Source organism: Microbacterium sp. NPDC003461, from assembly GCF_053588335.1.
Genome location: NZ_JBSFPT010000003.1, coordinates 122,891 through 138,247, shown reverse-complemented (window position 1 = coordinate 138,247; position 15,357 = coordinate 122,891). Strand labels below are relative to the sequence as shown.

Below are 15,357 nucleotides of genomic sequence, written 5' to 3'. Positions count from 1 at the left end.
CCGTGGCCCTCACCATCGGTATCGTCGGACTCCCCAACGTGGGCAAGTCGACGCTCTTCAACGCCCTGACCAAGAACACCGTGCTCGCGGCGAACTACCCGTTCGCGACGATCGAGCCGAACATCGGGGTGGTCGAGCTTCCCGATCGGCGCCTGGATCGCCTCGCCGAGATCTTCGGATCGCAGAAGATCCTGCCCGCTCCGGTGTCGTTCGTCGACATCGCCGGCATCGTCCGCGGTGCGAGCGAGGGCGAGGGGCTCGGCAACCAGTTCCTCGCCAACATCCGCGAGGCCGACGCGATCGCCCAGGTGGTCCGAGGCTTCAGCGACTCGGACGTCGTGCACGTCGACGGCAAGGTCGACCCCGCCAGTGACATGGAGACGATCAACACCGAGCTGATCCTCGCCGACCTGCAGACCCTCGAGAAGGCGCTGCCGCGCCTCGAGAAGGAGGTCAAGGGCAAGAAGACCGACGCCTCGGTGTTCGACGCCGCGAAGGCCGCCAAGGACGTGCTCGACTCGGGCAAGACGCTGTTCCAGGCAGGCTTCGACGTCACGCCCATCAAGGAGCTGGGCCTGCTCACGGCCAAGCCGACGCTGTTCGTCTTCAACGTGGACGAGGGCGTGCTCACCGACGCGGATCGGATGGCGGAGCTGGCCGCGCTCGTCGCGCCGGCGAAGGCCGTGTTCCTCGACGCCAAGGTGGAGTCGGAGCTCATCGACCTCGACGCCGAGGAGGCCCTCGAGCTGCTGCAGTCGCTCGGCCAGGAGGAGTCGGGCCTCGACCAGCTCGCCCGCGTCGGCTTCGAGACCCTCGGCCTGCAGACCTACCTCACAGCCGGGCCGAAGGAGGCCCGTGCCTGGACGATCCGCCGCGGCTGGACGGCCCCGCAGGCCGCGGGCGTCATCCACACCGACTTCGAGCGCGGCTTCATCAAGGCCGAGATCGTCTCGTTCGACGACCTCGACCAGTACGGCTCGATGGCCGAGGCCAAGGCCGCCGGCCGCGTCCGCATGGAGGGCAAGGACTACGTCATGCAGGACGGCGACGTGGTGGAGTTCCGCTTCAACGTGTGAGCGCGTCGCGCGGCGCGCGTTGAGCAACAGATCTCGGGTTGGGGCACAGGGATCCGCACGATTCGTGTGCGCGAAGGCGAGATGTGTGCAGGTGCGCCGCTTTGCTGCGGCCACGGCATGGGAGAAGTCGGAGCGGATGACTCAGAGCGCGTGATCCACGCCGTTGTCCGGGAGTTCCGGTTTAACGCCGCGCGTTAATGACGCGTCGCGTTATACCCTGGTCATGTGATCAGGTCGTTCGGGGACAAGGTGACCGAGTGGATCTGGCACGAGCAGTATGTGAAGAGCGTTGATCGGAACCTCGAGCGGACGGCCTTGCGCAAGCTTGAGCTCATCCACGCGGCCAGAGACGCCGAGGACCTGCGGATCCCGCCGGGCAACCGGCTGGAACGCCTCGGCGGTGACCGTCGTGGTCAGTACAGCATCCGCGTGAATGACCAGTGGAGGATCTGCTTCGTATGGAGAGATGGAGGTGCGGACGATGTCGAGCTCACGGACTACCACTGACGGCGACCTGATCGATCCGATCCACCCGGGTGAGGTGCTCATGGAGGACTTCATCAAGGGCTTCGGGATCACGCAGAACAAGCTCGCCGTGTCGATCGGCGTGCCTCCACGGCGCATCAACGAGATCGTCCACGGCAAGCGTCGGATCACGGCAGACACGGCTCTCCGGCTCGCGAAGTACTTCGGCACGTCCCCGGAGTTCTGGATGAACCTGCAGTCGCACTACGACCTGCGGATCGAGCGGCGCAACCACGGCGCGATCAACGAGATCACTCCGCTGCGAGTCGCGTGACGAACGGCTAGCACGACGTCGGATCTGGACATCGACGTCCTCGATGGCGCCTCAACGGCAGCGCGCAGGACGCGCCCGGCCCCGTAAAGTGGGCCCGTGGTTGCCGATGTCATCGTTCTGACTGGCCCTCCGGGCGCGGGCAAGTCGACCACGGCGCGCGAGCTTGCCCGGCGGTACGAACGTGCCGTGCATCTGCACACCGATGACTTCTGGAGATACATCGCAGCCGGTGCGATCCCTCCCTACCTGCCGGAGTCCGACGCGCAGAACCACACGGTGATGCGAGTGATCCGCGACGCGGCATTGGCATACGCCGAAGGCGGATTCGTCACGGTCGTCGACGGCATCGTCGGGCCGTGGATGATCGACTACTTCGTGCCGACTGCGAACCAGCAGACGGCCCCGGCGGTTCACTATGTCGTGCTTCGGCCGGGTCGTGATGAGACGCTTCGGCGGGCACAGGGGCGGACAGCGCCGGGAGCGTTGGTCGACGCCGAGGCCATCGACTCGATGTGGAGACAGTTCGAGGACCTCGGGGACTATGAGCGCCACGTCATCGACACGACGGCGCAGTCGTCATCCGAGACGACAAGCGCGGTGGTGAGTGCGATCTCGAGTGAGAAGTGCCTTCTCCGTCCGCGACCTTCCTGAGCGGAGGCAACGGCTTCGGCATGCGGTGGAGTTCTTCAACGCCTGAATTCCACCCCTTGACTGTTCCCATAACCGGAAGATATCTTCCTGTTTTGTGAAGAATCCGGTTCCGCAGCTGACGCCGTTCGTGCGCTCCGACGCCGTCGGGGCGATCCTGGCGGAGACGCTTGGGCATCCCGACCGGGAGTTCTCGCTGTCTGAGCTCGGGCGCCGCACGGGCGTGAGCGGGACCGTCGTGCACCGCGAGGTCGGTCGCCTCGTCGACAACGATGTGCTCCGCGACCGCCAGGAGGGTCGCAACCGGATGGTGCGCGCGAACGACGAGCACCCGCTGTTCGCCCCGATGCGCGAGCTGATCGCGGCGACGTACGGCCCGGTTCCCGTGCTGCGCGAGCTCTTCGACGGTGTCGATGGTGTCGACGAGCTGCTGATCTACGGCTCGTGGGCGGCGCGCCGAGCGGGGGAGAGTGGCGCTTTCCCGAACGACGTCGACGTGCTCGTGGTGGGCTCGGCGCCTCGCCGCACCCTCGCAGACCTCGCCGCGGAAGCGAGCGCACGTCTTGATGTGCCGGTGAACGTCACGCGGATGGGATCCGACGAATGGCGCGCCGATCGTCCTTCGCCGTTTGTCGAGACGATCCGTTCGCGCCCGATCGTCGATGTGCTGACCGGCGATGTCCATGGCTGATGCCATCGCCGCGATGATCGCCGGCCGACGGCTCGAGCGCGTCGCCGTGAACCACGAGCACGCCGTGAGTGTGATCGCGATGTCCGAGCGCCACATCGATACGGCGGCCGCCCTTGCTGAGACCGACGATCACGCGATGGCGTTCACCGCGGCGTACGACGGCGCGCGCAAGGCGCTCACCGCGGTGCTCGCGATCGAAGGCCTGAGGGTGCGGCCCGTCGGCGGTGCTCACCGGAACACGGCGACCGCCGCGGCGCAGTTCGTTCACGACGACGCGCTCGGCGAGTTCGAGTGGATGCGGCAGGTGCGCAACGCCACCGAGTACCCGGACGATGATCGTCCGACCGCGACCCCGCAGGATGTCTCCGAGGGGATCGAGGCAGCCCGCGCGATCGTCGAAGCATGCGCGGCGCACGTGCGCGCTCGAACCTGACGCTGAGAGAGCGGGCCTGCTGGCGCTGGCCTCTGGGGTCATCTGGCGACTCCATAGCGGAGGCGGGTGAGACGGTGCTCTGCTGTCAACGCTGTGGAGTTCCGCTTCGACGTGTGATCGCGTCGCGCGGCGCGCGTTGAGCAACAGATCTCGCGTTGGGGCACAGGGATCCGCACGATTCGCGTGTCCGAAGGCGCGATGTGTGCAGTTGCCGGCGCGCCTTTGCGCGCCGCTATCATGTCTGATAGCAGAGGAGGTGGTCTCGGATGTCGTCCATCATCGTTCGCGGTCTCGACGACGCCGTAAAGCAACAGCTCGCTAGGCAGGCGAAGGAACACGGTCGGTCCATGGAGGCCGAGGTTCGCGACATTCTCACCAAGGCTGCGCGGAGGCCGCACATCGGGATGGCGTTGCTGGCGGCCGCGCAGGGTGTCGGTGGCGTCGAAGAGCTGAAGATCCCGGAGCGCGATGACGTCGCGCGAGTGGTGGACTTCGAGTGATCGTCCTCGACACGGACGTCATCTCCGAGATCTTCCGGCCCTCGCCGGAGCCGCGCGTGGTCGATTGGCTCGCTTCGCTGACGGGTGACGTCGCGATCACGTCCGTGACGCTCGCGGAACTGCTCGCGGGTGTGCACCGGCTTCCGGACGGTCGGCGAAAGGAAGAGCTGACGAGGCGCATCGCCGCAGCGCTCGACCCGTACCGGGCCAGTCGAGCCGTCCTGCCTTTCGACGACCAGGCGGCCGAACGCTACGCCGACCTGCTCGTGAAGCGGGAATCGGTGGGTATGCCGATCAGCACCGCCGACGCGCAGATCGCCGCAATCTGTCTCGCGCACGAGGCGGCCTGCGCGACGCGGAACGCCAAGGACTTCGCGCATACCGGCGTTGAACTGGTCGATCCGTGGAAGGCCAACGGGTGAAGGATCATTCGATGACCGTGGTCGCCCACGGATAGCGTGCCGTCTATGGATGAGCACCTGACGGCCGCGGGAGCCTCGTGGGATCCGGACCCCACCGCCGGCGAGTGGATCGGCGCGCTCCTCGACGGGTTCGGCCCGACACTCGGGCACGCCGTTCCCGCCGGCTACGAGGCGCATGCCGTCATCCCGATCCCCCGCGGCGACGTGCTCCAGGGCGACGGCTGACGACGAGTCACGCGGATGTCGGTGGTGGCGGTTAGCGTGCCGTCCAGGAGGACGCCATGACTCGCTACCGCTACTACACCGCCACCACCCTCGACGGGTTCCTCGCCGACGACGAGGACTCGCTCGCCTGGCTCTTCAAGCAGCAGCTGCAGGAGGACGGCCCGGGCAACACCACCGCGTTCCTCGCCGAGGTGGGGGCGCAGGTCATGGGGTCGACCACCTACACATGGGTGCTCGAGCATGAACCCGATTGGCTGCCTGAGATGACCACCTACGTGTTCACGCATCGCGAGCTGGAACCCGCGAACGAGCACGTGTCGTTCGTCTCCGGATCGCCTGCCGAACATCGCGCGGTGTTCGAGGCGGCGGCCGACGGTCGCGACGTGTGGGTGATGGGAGGCGGCGGCCTCGCGGCGGAGTTCGCCGCGGCCGGGATGCTCGACGAGGTGATGGTGTCGATCGCGCCCGTGACGCTCGGCTCGGGCAAGCCGCTGTTCGGCGGTGCCTACGACCTCGCGCTGCAGGAGTGCGACCGCAACGGCGACTTCGTCATCGCCCGCTACGACGTGGTCGGCCCCCTGCGGCCCCTCAGCGTGTGAATGCGGTACCCCAGCTCGCGCAGCCGATCCACGTCGCGCCGCACGGTGCGCGTCGTCACGCCGAGGCGCTCGGCGAGCACGCCGCCCGGCCAGTCGCGCGGCACCTGCAGCAGCGACAGCAGCGTCAGCAGGCGGGCCGTCGTCTTCATGGGATCACCATTCTCGCAGTAGCGGAGCGGTCCTGTCCTCAACATCGGTGAGGATCGCTGACGACGGCGAGAACGCCGCCGACAATCCGTCATCAGGAGCGATCGATGTCCCTTTCCACCACCACCCACCTCAACCTTCCCGGCACCGCGCGCGAGGCGCTCACGTTCTACCAGGGCGTCTTCGGCGGGCGGATCCACGTCACGACCTACGGCGAGGTCGGCATACCGCAGGACGCGCCCGACGCGGCCAAGGTCGTCTTCGGATCGGTCGAGGCCGACAACGGCTTCCGCGTGATGGCGTACGACATCCCCGGCCGCTCGGAGCCCTTCGCCGGCAGCACGGCCCGCGAGCACGGGACGACCAACACCGATCAGCCGTTCTTCGTCGCCGTCCGCGCCGACTCGCTCGACGAGGCACGCGGCTACTGGGAGAAGCTCGCGGAGGGCGCGACGATCGTCGAGCCGCTCGCGGCGTCGGAGTGGAGCGCCGGCTTCGGCATGCTCACCGACGCGTTCGGCGTCACGTGGAGCGTCGACGTCGCCTCCGCGTACGCCGGCTGATGCCAAGGCGAGGACCTCGGTGGGTGCCGGGGTCCTCGCGCGTTGCGGATCAGCGCGGCGGGAACGGCGGGGGAGCGGGGTGTGCTCGCCGCAGGCACGCCACGCTCACGGCCTCGTCGACGGTCACGAGCTCCCAGCCGCGGGTCTCGAGCAGCTCCACCGCGGAGAGGAGGGTGTCCATCATCTTGTTGCGGGCCTTGGCCACGAGCTCCTTGTTGTACCAGACCACGACGTAGCGGAACGGATACCCGTCGCCCGTCCACCGGCCCTCGAGGACATCCGTCGCATGGATCATGCGCCTCGGGCGCTCTGCGTTCGCCATACCGTGACTCTAGCGGGGCGGATCGACGCGGGCGCGGCCGACTCGGTGCGCGGGCTCTGCCTGGAGCCAGCGCTCGACGGCGGCGCCGACATCGCGCGAAATGCGACAATGCGATCTCGGTCGATGAGGAGGGGAAAGGGCATGACGACGGATGAGGGCGTGTGGTTGCGGCCGCTGCGCCGAGATGACGCCGGCGGAGTGCCGGCCGCCTTCCGCTCGAACGCCGACATGGCTCGACAGGGAGACGTGGCGACGCCGGCCGATGCCGAGCGGTACGTGGGGAATCTCCTGGCGCCGGGGTCGGCGCATCGTCCGTGGGTCGTCGCGACCGACGACGGGCTCGCCGGCCTCGTGTGCGTGAGCGTGGATGAGAAGAACCGGAACGGGTGGTTCTGGTACTGGATGGCGGCGGCCTCGCGCGGCCGCGGCTGGATGCGACGGGCCGCGGCGACCGTGGCCGACTGGGCGCTGGCCGAGGGCGGACTCGAGCGGCTCGAGCTCGGGCACCGGGTGAACAACCCGTCCTCGCGCACCACGAACGAGGAGGTCGTCGCCGCCGCGCGCGAGATCGTCGAGACGGCCGGGGCGGCCGGGCTCACCATGCAGGCGGTCGCCGAGCGTGTCGGCGTGCGCGCGCCGTCGCTGTACAAGCGGTTCGCGGGCAGGGATGCGCTGCTCGTCGCGGTGACGGAGGCGGCGATCGCAGATCTCACCGAGCGGTTCGAGGCGGCTGCCCCGAGCCTGCCCCGGCTGGCCACCGCGTATCGCGCGTTCGCCAAGGAGCACCCCGAGGCGTTCCGGCTGATGTTCACCCCCTCCGCGCCGCAGGGGGCGCTGCAGCGCTCGGCGGAGCCGGTCATCCGCGCCGCCGCCGCGCAGGTGGGCGAGGAGCACGCGCTCGACGCCGCGCGACTGCTCACCGCCTGGGCGACGGGCTTCCTGCAGATGGAGCTGGCGGGCGCCTTCCGCCTCGGGGGAGACGTCGAGCGCGCGTTCGAGTACGGCCTGTCGCACCTGCTCGCCGGGATCGAGCAGGACGGTTGAGCCGCGCGGTGCGGGAGGATGAGGGGATGACCGGACCCTTCCGCGGCCTCAGTGCGTTCCCCCTCACGCCCCTGCGCGACGATCGCGTGGACGAGACGGCCTTCGCCGGCCTCGTCGAGCGACTCGCGGCGTCGGGCGTCGACTCGATCACCGCGCTGGGCTCGACCGGCTCCTACGCGTACCTCGACGCGGACGAGCGCGCTCGCGTCGCCCGCATCGCCGTCGAGCGCGCGGGCGACACCCCCGTGCTCGTCGGCGTGGGCGCGCTGCGCACGTCGCACGTGCTGCGCCACGTCGCCGACGCCGAGGACGCGGGAGCGGCGGGCGTGCTGCTCGCGCCGATGACGTACCAGCCGCTCACCGACGACGACGTGTTCGAGCTGTTCCGCACGGTCGCCGAGGCCACGACGCTCCCGATCGTCGTCTACGACAACCCGCGCACCACGCGCTTCGCCTTCACGAACGACCTGTATGGCAGGATCGCGCAGCTGCCGGGCGTCGCCTCGATCAAGATCCCCGGGGTCCCCACGGAGCCATTCGCGGCCCGGGCGCACGTCGCGGCGATCCGCGCGGTGATCCCGCCGCACGTCACGATCGGCGTCTCGGGCGACGCGCTCGCCGCCGAGGGGCTGCTGGCCGGCTGCGACGCCTGGTACTCCGTGATCGCCGGCACCCTGCCCGAGGCGGCACTGCGGATCGCGCGCGCCGCGGCGGGCGACGACGCCGAGGCCGCGCGGGCGGAATCGGCGCGGCTCGCGCCCCTATGGAAGCTGTTCATCGCCCACGGCGGCAGCGTGCGGGTGATCGCCGCGATCGCCGAGCACCGCGGGCTCGTGCCGCCCGACTGCCTGCCGCTGCCGATCCGCGGCCTCCGGGAAGAGGCGCGCGACGAGGTCCTGCGCGTCGCCGACGCGCTCGGCCTGGCCTGACGCGCGGCGACCTGCGCGGCCACCGGGAGTGCCGGTGCCAGGATGAGACGGGGCGCACGACCGTCGGATCGCCGTGTCAGCGGGATCGGGAGGGTCCGTGCCCCGCTCGCACCCGCCGCCGATGGAGGTTTCCCATGACCCTTGCCCTGACGAACGCGCACGTGATCCCCGTGGTGGGCGATCCCTACCACGGCACGATCGTCGTCGGCGAAGACGGCCGCATCGCCGCCGCCGGCGCGGACGTCGAGGTGCCGGAGGGCGCGGAGGTCGTGGACCTGCAGGGCGCCACGGTGACGCCCGGGCTCATCGACGCGCACGTGCACCTCGGCGTGCACCCCGAGGGCGACGGCGCCGCCGCGAGCGACACGAACGAGATGACCGGCCCGAACCAGGCGGCCGTGCGCACGATCGACGCGATCGATCCGTTCGACGAGGGCTTCGACGTCGCGCTCGCCGGCGGCGTGACGACGGTGGGCGTGAACCCGGGATCGGGCAACCCGATCGGCGGGCAGGCGACGGTGCTGCGCACGCACGGCCGCATCGTCGACCGCATGGTGCTGCGCGCCCCGGCCGGCGTGAAGTCCGCGCTCGGCGAGAACCCCAAGCGCGTCTACGGCGAGAAGAAGCAGACGCCCTCGACGCGCCTCGGCAACGCGAAGATCATCCGCGAGGCCTTCGTCGCGGCGCAGAACTACATGCGCAAGCACGACGCCGCCGAGGAGGGCAAGCCCGCCGAGGTCGACCTCACGAACGAGGCGCTCGCGGCGGTACTGCGCGGCGAGATCCCGTGGCGTCAGCACGCGCACCGCGCCGACGACATCGTCACGGCCGTGCGCCTGGCCGACGAGTTCGGCTACCGCCTCGTCATCGACCACGGCACCGAGGCACACGTCGTCGCCGACTATCTCGCCGAGCGCGACGTGCCCGTGCTGATCGGGCCGCTGTTCACGACGAAGTCGAAGATGGAGCTGCGCGGTCGCTCCATCGCCAATCCCGGCAAGCTCGCGGCGGCGGGCGTCGAGATCTCGATCATCACCGACCACCCCGTCATCCCGATCAACTTCCTCGTGCACCAGGCCTCGCTCGCGGTGCGCGAGGGGCTCGACGAGCGCACGGCGCTCGAGGCGATCACGATCAACCCGGCGCGGGTGCTCGGTGTGGACGCGGAGCTCGGATCGATCGAGGCCGGCAAGCGGGCCGACCTCGTCGTGTGGAACGGCGAGCCGCTCGACGTCATGGCGCGGCCCGCGCGGGTGCTCATCGACGGCCGCACGGTGTACGAGTACGACCGCGACGCGCGCACCGAGCGCGTCGCCCCGCGCGACGCCGCCTGAGCGCCCGGCTCCCGGCCGCGCGCTAACCGCGCCCGGCCGGGAGCGCAAGCCCTGGCGGCCGGGCCCGCGCGGCGCGTACGGTCGCGGCATGGCACTCGACACCATGCTCGCGGCGGAGATCGAACAGCAGCTCAAGACGATGGGGCGGAAGGAGCGTGCACAGTTCACGCTCGATCTCGTGGAGGTCGTGCATCGCTACGCGACCTCCGATGCCGTCGGCGAGGAGCGCGTCAGCGACGACGAGGGGCTGGGCGCGGTCGTCGCGGCGGCGCGCACGCACCTCGAGCAGACCGAGGCCGACGCGACGGAGTGACCGATCCGCCCCGGCGGATCAGCCGGAGGCGTGACCGTCCTCGCGCCGCACGCGCCGGCCCGAGACGGCCGCGATGCGGTAGCGCAGGTAGCGCGGCCGGTCGCCGCCCGCCCACGGCACCAGCCCACGCGCGGCCGGGCTGGCCGCCACCTCGTCGTCGTCCATCGTCGTGACGGAGCCGTGCATCAGCACGCTCCAGCCGGCGCCGCGGTTGGGGTCGTGGTAGTCCACCTCGAAGGTCACGGGCGCGTCCTCGTCGGGCAGCCCGGCGAGCACGCCCTCGGTCCCCGTGCGCACGATGATGTCCGAGCCGTCGTAGCGGTAGGTGACGGGGATGATGAGCACCCGTCCGTCGCGCACGAAGCCGAACCGGCCGACCGATCCCGTGGCCAGCAGGTCCAGGCATGCCTGGTCGTTCAGCGTCGTGGTCATCGGGCCGCCCCTCATCTCTGCGTCATGCAGCTCGCCGCGGCTCGATGCGGCCGCGCTCTCGATGGTAGGTTTCGCCCGATCCTGCACGGCCCGGCGGTCCAAACGCTGAGTGCCAGGGTGAGTGGGCGCGGCCGCGGGCGTCGATCGCGCGGACGCGCGCCGCGGCGGCCGCCGACCCGCGGGACGGCGGCCGCCGACGGGTCACGCGTGCTGCTCGGCGTGCTTGCCCTCGGCGATCTCCTCGACGGTCTTGTCGCAGAAGGCGGGCAGGTCGTCGGGCGTGCGGCTCGAGACCAGCCCCGCGTCGACGACGACCTCCTCGTCGACCCAGTTCGCGCCGGCGTTCTGCAGATCCGTGCGCAGGCTGGGGTAGCTCGTGATCGTGCGGTCGCGCACGACGTCGGCCTCGATGAGGATCCACGCGCCGTGGCAGATGACCGACACGGGCTTGTGCTCGGTGAAGAACGAGCGCGCGAACTCCACCGAGGTGCCGTCCATGCGCAGGTGGTCGGCGTTCACGACGCCGCCGGGCAGGACGAGGGCGTCGAAGTCGCCGCTGGTCGCCTGCGAGACCGGCAGGTCGACGGGCTGGGTGTGGCCGTTCTTGCCGCTGATCTGGCCCTCTGCGGGCGAGACGAGAACCGCCTCGGCTCCGCTCTCGGTGACGGCCTGCCACGGGCTCGTCAGCTCGCTGTCCTCGTAGCCGTCGGTCAGCAGGAATGCCACGCGCTTGCCGGTGAGTTCGGCCATGGTGCCTCCTCGTTTCGTCGTTTCGGGGGATCATGGCCGACATTACGAAGGGCGCCGCGCCGCGTCACGGGGGTTGCGTGTGCCGACACGCGTCGCTAGACCGGTCGCGCCGGCATGCGCGCAGATGTGGACGGTGGCCGCGGCCGCGCCGGTGAGTGACGGCCGCCGCGACGGTGAGTGCCGCGCGCCGTCGCTGAGTGCGGCTGCGGCGGGTCTAGCCTGGCGCGATGGCATTCGAGCACCACCACGGCGCCGACGACGGCGCGAACCCGGCGGCGCATCCCGCGGCGACGCCCGCGACACCCCTCGCGCCGAAGCCCCTCACCCTCGTGGGCGGGGCGCACGGCGCGGGCATGTGCGCGGGCGGGGTATGCGAGATCCCCGAGGGCTGACCTGAGCCCGCCCCCGGGGATCCGCGTTTCGATCAGTGTCCGGCGGGGATGCCGGGTCCCTCCTGATCCGCGGGCTTGCGGATGAAGAAGGCCAGCACGACCGGCACGAGCGCGACGATCGCCGCGAGCAGGAACGCGGTGCGCGCGCCGGGGGCGCCGGCGTCGGCGATCGACATGCCCTCGGCCTCGCCGAGGTGCAGCGCCGTCGAGTACAGCGAGACGAGCAGGGCCGTGCCCACGGCGCCCGCCACCTGCTGCAGCGTGTTGAGCGCGGCCGAGCCGTGCGAGTACAGCCGGCGCTCGAGCGAGCCGAGCGAGGCCGAGAACAGCGGCGTGAACGAGCTGGCCAGGCCCAGCGACATGACGATCTGCACGGCGATCAGCACGCCGATCGGCGTGTTCTCGCCGAGCGTCGAGTACACGAACAGCGCCGCGGCGATCATGATCGTGCCCGGCACGAGCAGCGTCTTCGGGCCGCGCGCGTCGTAGATCCGCCCCATGACGGGGCCGAGCAGACCCATGAGCACCGAGCCGGGCAGCAGCACGAGGCCGGCCTGCAGCGAGTCCAGGCCCGCGACGTTCTGCAGGTACAGCGGCAGCAGCGACAGCGTGCCGAACATCGAGAAGGCGACGACGGCCATGATCGTCACCGCCACGACGAAGTTGCGCGAGCGGAACACGCGCAGGTCGAGCAGGGCGTCGTCCTTCTTCTGGAGCGCGAGCTGGCGCCACACGAACAGGGCCAGCGCCACGGCGCCGAAGGCCATGACGATCCAGCCGATCGTCGCCGATCCGGCCGCGCCCTCGCCGTGCCCGCCGAATTGGCTGAGGCCGAAGACGATGCCGCCGAAGGCGAGCGCCGAGAGCACGATCGACAGGATGTCGATGGGGGCGTGGGTGGTCTCGCCGAGGTTGAGCATCCACTTGGCGCCCAGCGCGAGCGCGATGAGCGCGATCGGCAGCACGATGGCGAACAGCCAGCGCCAGCTGAGCGTCTCGAGCACGGCGCCCGAGAGGGTGGGGCCGATGGCGGGGGCGAGCGAGATGACCAGGCCGACGCGGCCCATCATGCGACCGCGCGAATGCGGCGGCACGACGTTCATCATGGTCGTCATGAGCAGCGGCATCATCACGCCGGTGCCGGCGGCCTGCACCACGCGGCCGACGAGCAGCAGCGTGAAGCCGGGCGCCACGAGGCAGATGAGCGTGCCGAGCGTGAACGAGATCATCGCCGCGAGGAACACCTGGCGGGTGGTGAAGCGCACGAGCATGAAGCCCGTGGTGGGGATGACGACGGCCATCGTGAGCATGAAGGCGCTCGTCATCCACTGGCCGAGCTCGGGCGGCAGGCCGAGGTCCTCGTTGAGGTGCGGGATGGCGATGCCCATCGTCGTCTCGTTGAGGATCGCGACGAAGGCGGCGATGAGCAGCAGCCAGATCACCCGCATGCCGCGCGGGTCGATGGTGTCGGGCGCCGGCACGGCGCGAACGGTTCCGGTATCAGTCGTCAAGGAGTACTCCGTGCTGAAGAAGACAAGTCGCCCCGGGCCAGAGGATCCCAGATTCGTCCTCTCGCGGGCGACGATCAACCCTAACTGCGGCCCGATCCGCTCGATTCCCGATCCGCGGACAATTCACTCGCTCGTCAACTGACGCCACCCTCAGAGACCGCGTCGCAGGCCGGCCCTAGTCTGAGCGGGTGAGCATGGGGCGAGGCATGGGAGGCGGCCGCGGTGGCATGCGCGGCGTGGACGAGGCGGCGCTGCGCCGCGAGAACGCCGAGGCGCCGGCCGTGCCCGACCTCGGGCGGCGCGTCGTGGCCCTGTTCGCGCCGTACCGGGGGCGGATCGCGGTCACGGCGCTGCTCGTCGTGGTGGGCGCGGCCCTCGGCGTCGTGCCGCCGCTGATCATCGAGCGCGTCTTCGACGACGCGCTGTTCCCCGCCGAGGGCGGCGTGCAGATGGGGCTGCTCGGCCGGCTCGTGGCGCTCATCATCGGCCTCTACGTGCTGAGCGCGCTCGTCGGCGTCGTGCAGACGTGGTTCACCTCGAACGTGGGCAACCGCGTGACGGGCGACCTGCGCGTGCGCATGTTCGAGCACCTGCAGGCGATGGAGCTCGGCTTCTTCACGCGCACGAAGACGGGCGTCATCCAGTCCCGCCTGCAGAACGACGTCGGCGGCGTCTCGGGCGTGCTCACGAGCACGTTCACGAGCATCCTCGGCAACACCGTCACGGTGATCGCGTCGCTCGTCGCGATGCTGCTGATCGACTGGCGCCTCACGCTCATCGCGCTCGTCGTGATGCCCCCGCTCGTGTTCGTGCAGCGCCGGGTCGGCCAGGTGCGGGCGCGGATCGCGTCGCAGACCCAGCAATCGCTGTCGGAGCTGACCGCGATCACGCAGGAGACCCTGAGCGTCTCGGGCATCCTGCTGTCGAAGTCCTTCAACCGCCAGCGCGCCGAGTCCGCACGGTACGCCACGGAGAACGCGAACCAGATCCGCCTGCAGGTGCGCCAGGCGATGAGCGGCCAGGGCTTCTTCGCCGTCGTGCACGTGCTCATGGCGTCGGTGCCCGCCGTCATCTACCTCGTGGCGGGCGTCATCATGGTCGGCGACCCCGGCGCGATCACGGCCGGCGCGATCGTCGCGTTCACGACGGTGCAGGCCCGCCTGCTGCAGCCCCTCACGAGCCTCATGCGCGTGGCGCTGGAGGTGCAGACCTCGGCCGCCCTGTTCGCGCGCATCTTCGAGTACCTCGACCTGAAGCCCGCGATCACCGACGCCCCCGGCGCGATCTCCGTCGCCGACGCGCCCGGGCCGCTGGGGCGGATCGAGTTCCGCGACGTGACCTTCCGCTACCCGGACGCGTCGGGCGACTCGCGCCCCACCCTCGACGGCGTGAGCTTCGTCGCCGAGCCCGGCCAGCAGGTGGCGTTCGTGGGGCCGAGCGGCGCGGGCAAGACCACCGTGCTGTACCTCACGCCGCGGCTGTACGAGGCCTCGTCCGGATCGGTGCTCTTCGCGGGCGCGGACGTGCGCGCGCTGCGGCAGGAGTCGATCATCGACCACGTCGGCATCGTGTCGCAGGAGACCTACCTCTTCCACGCGACGATCCGCGAGAACCTGCGCTATGCCAAGCCGGACGCGAGCGACGCCGAGATCGAGGAGGCGTGCCGCCAGGCGAACATCCACCACGTCATCGCGGGCTTCGAGCGGGGCTACGACACGGTGGTGGGGGAGCGAGGCTACCGCCTCTCGGGCGGCGAGAAGCAGCGCATCGCCATCGCGCGCGTGCTGCTGAAGGACCCGCCCGTGCTGCTGCTGGACGAGGCCACGAGTGCGCTCGACACGGTGTCGGAGCGGATCGTGCAGGAGGCGCTGGAGGCGGCCGCGCGCGGCCGCACGACCCTGTCGATCGCGCACCGGCTCTCGACCGTCATCGACGCCGACGTGATCCACGTGGTCGAGGCGGGCCGGATCGTCGAGTCGGGCACGCACGCCGAGCTGCTGGCGCGCGGCGGGCTGTACGCCGAGCTGGCGGCCGAGCAGCTTGCCTCCACGCGGGTGCTCGAGACGGAGGACGAGATCGAGGCGGAGGTCGCCGCGGAGGAGGGACCGGCCGAGGCCGGGCGCCGCGCCGACCGCGCTCCCGACGAGCCCGCCGCGGAGGGGACCGCGCTCGCGACCGGCGCCATCGCGCTCCCGCCCGCCGATCCGGAGGTGCCCGAGGCCTGATG

Annotated in this window: 22 protein-coding genes; 17 read left to right on the top strand and 5 right to left on the bottom strand. The window is 70.5% G+C overall.

All coding sequences use genetic code 11. The features are described from left to right. The first annotated feature begins 2 nt into the window (after positions 1-2). From ychF to ACWDR7_RS02825, 10 genes are all read left to right on the top strand, one after another. Positions 3-1,076, top strand: a complete 1,074-nt coding sequence (gene ychF / locus ACWDR7_RS02870) for a redox-regulated ATPase YchF (protein WP_449853428.1) — start codon at positions 3-5, stop codon at positions 1,074-1,076. Positions 1,077-1,301: 225 nt separating this feature from the next. Continuing rightward, positions 1,302-1,583, top strand: coding sequence for a type II toxin-antitoxin system RelE/ParE family toxin (locus ACWDR7_RS02865; RefSeq protein ID WP_449853427.1), 282 nt, complete (start codon positions 1,302-1,304; stop codon positions 1,581-1,583). After that, positions 1,558-1,875, top strand: a complete 318-nt coding sequence (locus tag ACWDR7_RS02860) for a HigA family addiction module antitoxin (protein WP_449853426.1) — start codon at positions 1,558-1,560, stop codon at positions 1,873-1,875. Before ACWDR7_RS02865 ends, ACWDR7_RS02860 begins: the two co-directional genes overlap by 26 nt. A gap of 96 nt (positions 1,876-1,971) precedes the next feature. After that, positions 1,972-2,526 (top strand): AAA family ATPase, encoded by a 555-nt coding sequence (locus ACWDR7_RS02855; RefSeq protein WP_449853425.1) that lies wholly within the window; start codon positions 1,972-1,974, stop codon positions 2,524-2,526. 94 nt (positions 2,527-2,620) lie between these two features. Then, positions 2,621-3,214, top strand: coding sequence for a hypothetical protein (locus tag ACWDR7_RS02850; RefSeq protein WP_449853424.1), 594 nt, complete (start codon positions 2,621-2,623; stop codon positions 3,212-3,214). Next, on the top strand, positions 3,207-3,647 hold the full coding sequence (locus ACWDR7_RS02845; RefSeq protein WP_449853423.1) for a HEPN domain-containing protein: 441 nt from the start codon (positions 3,207-3,209) through the stop codon (positions 3,645-3,647). The genes ACWDR7_RS02850 and ACWDR7_RS02845 overlap by 8 nt, the downstream gene beginning before the upstream one ends. Before the next feature lie 266 nt (positions 3,648-3,913). Then, positions 3,914-4,147: a FitA-like ribbon-helix-helix domain-containing protein gene (locus ACWDR7_RS02840; protein ID WP_449853422.1), complete on the top strand. Its 234-nt coding sequence runs from the start codon at positions 3,914-3,916 to the stop codon at positions 4,145-4,147. Further along, on the top strand, positions 4,144-4,569 hold the full coding sequence (locus ACWDR7_RS02835; protein WP_449853421.1) for a PIN domain-containing protein: 426 nt from the start codon (positions 4,144-4,146) through the stop codon (positions 4,567-4,569). The genes ACWDR7_RS02840 and ACWDR7_RS02835 overlap by 4 nt, the downstream gene beginning before the upstream one ends. Positions 4,570-4,614: 45 nt before the next feature. Beyond that, positions 4,615-4,794: a hypothetical protein gene (locus tag ACWDR7_RS02830; protein ID WP_449853420.1), complete on the top strand. Its 180-nt coding sequence runs from the start codon at positions 4,615-4,617 to the stop codon at positions 4,792-4,794. Positions 4,795-4,850: 56 nt separating this feature from the next. Next, positions 4,851-5,393 carry a dihydrofolate reductase family protein gene (locus ACWDR7_RS02825; protein WP_449853419.1) on the top strand — a complete coding sequence of 181 codons (543 nt, stop codon included), beginning with the start codon at positions 4,851-4,853 and terminating at the stop codon, positions 5,391-5,393. Here the strand turns inward: ACWDR7_RS02825 and ACWDR7_RS02820 are convergent. Continuing rightward, entirely contained in the window at positions 5,354-5,542 is a 189-nt protein-coding gene (locus tag ACWDR7_RS02820) for a helix-turn-helix domain-containing protein (RefSeq protein ID WP_449853418.1), read from the bottom strand. The two genes, ACWDR7_RS02825 and ACWDR7_RS02820, sit on opposite strands and share 40 nt — an antisense overlap. Positions 5,543-5,647: 105 nt before the next feature. Between ACWDR7_RS02820 and ACWDR7_RS02815 the strand changes: the two genes are divergently transcribed. Then, positions 5,648-6,103, top strand: coding sequence for a VOC family protein (locus ACWDR7_RS02815; RefSeq protein ID WP_449853417.1), 456 nt, complete (start codon positions 5,648-5,650; stop codon positions 6,101-6,103). Positions 6,104-6,152: 49 nt separating this feature from the next. Here the strand turns inward: ACWDR7_RS02815 and ACWDR7_RS02810 are convergent, their stop codons facing one another. Then, positions 6,153-6,425 (bottom strand): hypothetical protein, encoded by a 273-nt coding sequence (locus ACWDR7_RS02810; RefSeq protein WP_449853416.1) that lies wholly within the window; start codon positions 6,423-6,425, stop codon positions 6,153-6,155. A gap of 141 nt (positions 6,426-6,566) precedes the next feature. Here ACWDR7_RS02810 and ACWDR7_RS02805 point away from each other — a divergent pair, with 141 nt between their 5' ends. The 4 genes from ACWDR7_RS02805 to ACWDR7_RS02790 all read left to right on the top strand — a co-directional run bounded on the left by ACWDR7_RS02805 (position 6,567) and on the right by ACWDR7_RS02790 (position 10,045). After that, positions 6,567-7,469 carry a GNAT family N-acetyltransferase gene (locus ACWDR7_RS02805; RefSeq protein ID WP_449853415.1) on the top strand — a complete coding sequence of 301 codons (903 nt, stop codon included), beginning with the start codon at positions 6,567-6,569 and terminating at the stop codon, positions 7,467-7,469. A 26-nt stretch (positions 7,470-7,495) separates the two neighbouring features. Beyond that, positions 7,496-8,398: a dihydrodipicolinate synthase family protein gene (locus tag ACWDR7_RS02800; protein ID WP_449853414.1), complete on the top strand. Its 903-nt coding sequence runs from the start codon at positions 7,496-7,498 to the stop codon at positions 8,396-8,398. 134 nt (positions 8,399-8,532) lie between these two features. Then, complete coding sequence (locus ACWDR7_RS02795) at positions 8,533-9,732, top strand: amidohydrolase (protein WP_449853413.1); 1,200 nt, start codon at positions 8,533-8,535, stop codon at positions 9,730-9,732. Positions 9,733-9,820: 88 nt separating this feature from the next. After that, a complete protein-coding gene (locus tag ACWDR7_RS02790) occupies positions 9,821-10,045 on the top strand; it encodes a hypothetical protein (RefSeq protein ID WP_449853412.1) in 225 nt (74 codons plus the stop codon). Between the two features lie 18 nt (positions 10,046-10,063). On the opposite strand, the gene ACWDR7_RS02785 is transcribed toward ACWDR7_RS02790, so the two are convergent. Next, positions 10,064-10,477 carry a pyridoxamine 5'-phosphate oxidase family protein gene (locus ACWDR7_RS02785; protein WP_449853411.1) on the bottom strand — a complete coding sequence of 138 codons (414 nt, stop codon included), beginning with the start codon at positions 10,475-10,477 and terminating at the stop codon, positions 10,064-10,066. Between the two features lie 201 nt (positions 10,478-10,678). After that, positions 10,679-11,227: a type 1 glutamine amidotransferase domain-containing protein gene (locus ACWDR7_RS02780; protein WP_449853410.1), complete on the bottom strand. Its 549-nt coding sequence runs from the start codon at positions 11,225-11,227 to the stop codon at positions 10,679-10,681. Positions 11,228-11,454: 227 nt separating this feature from the next. Between ACWDR7_RS02780 and ACWDR7_RS02775 the strand changes: the two genes are divergently transcribed. Next, complete coding sequence (locus ACWDR7_RS02775; protein ID WP_449853409.1) at positions 11,455-11,619, top strand: hypothetical protein; 165 nt, start codon at positions 11,455-11,457, stop codon at positions 11,617-11,619. Positions 11,620-11,651: 32 nt separating this feature from the next. Here ACWDR7_RS02775 and ACWDR7_RS02770 read toward each other — a convergent pair whose 3' ends face one another. Further along, complete coding sequence (locus ACWDR7_RS02770) at positions 11,652-13,067, bottom strand: DHA2 family efflux MFS transporter permease subunit (protein ID WP_449853455.1); 1,416 nt, start codon at positions 13,065-13,067, stop codon at positions 11,652-11,654. Between the two features lie 257 nt (positions 13,068-13,324). On the opposite strand from ACWDR7_RS02770, the gene ACWDR7_RS02765 reads away from it, so the two are divergent. Further along, positions 13,325-15,355: an ABC transporter ATP-binding protein gene (locus ACWDR7_RS02765; protein WP_449853454.1), complete on the top strand. Its 2,031-nt coding sequence runs from the start codon at positions 13,325-13,327 to the stop codon at positions 15,353-15,355. The last annotated feature ends 2 nt before the right edge of the window (positions 15,356-15,357 follow it).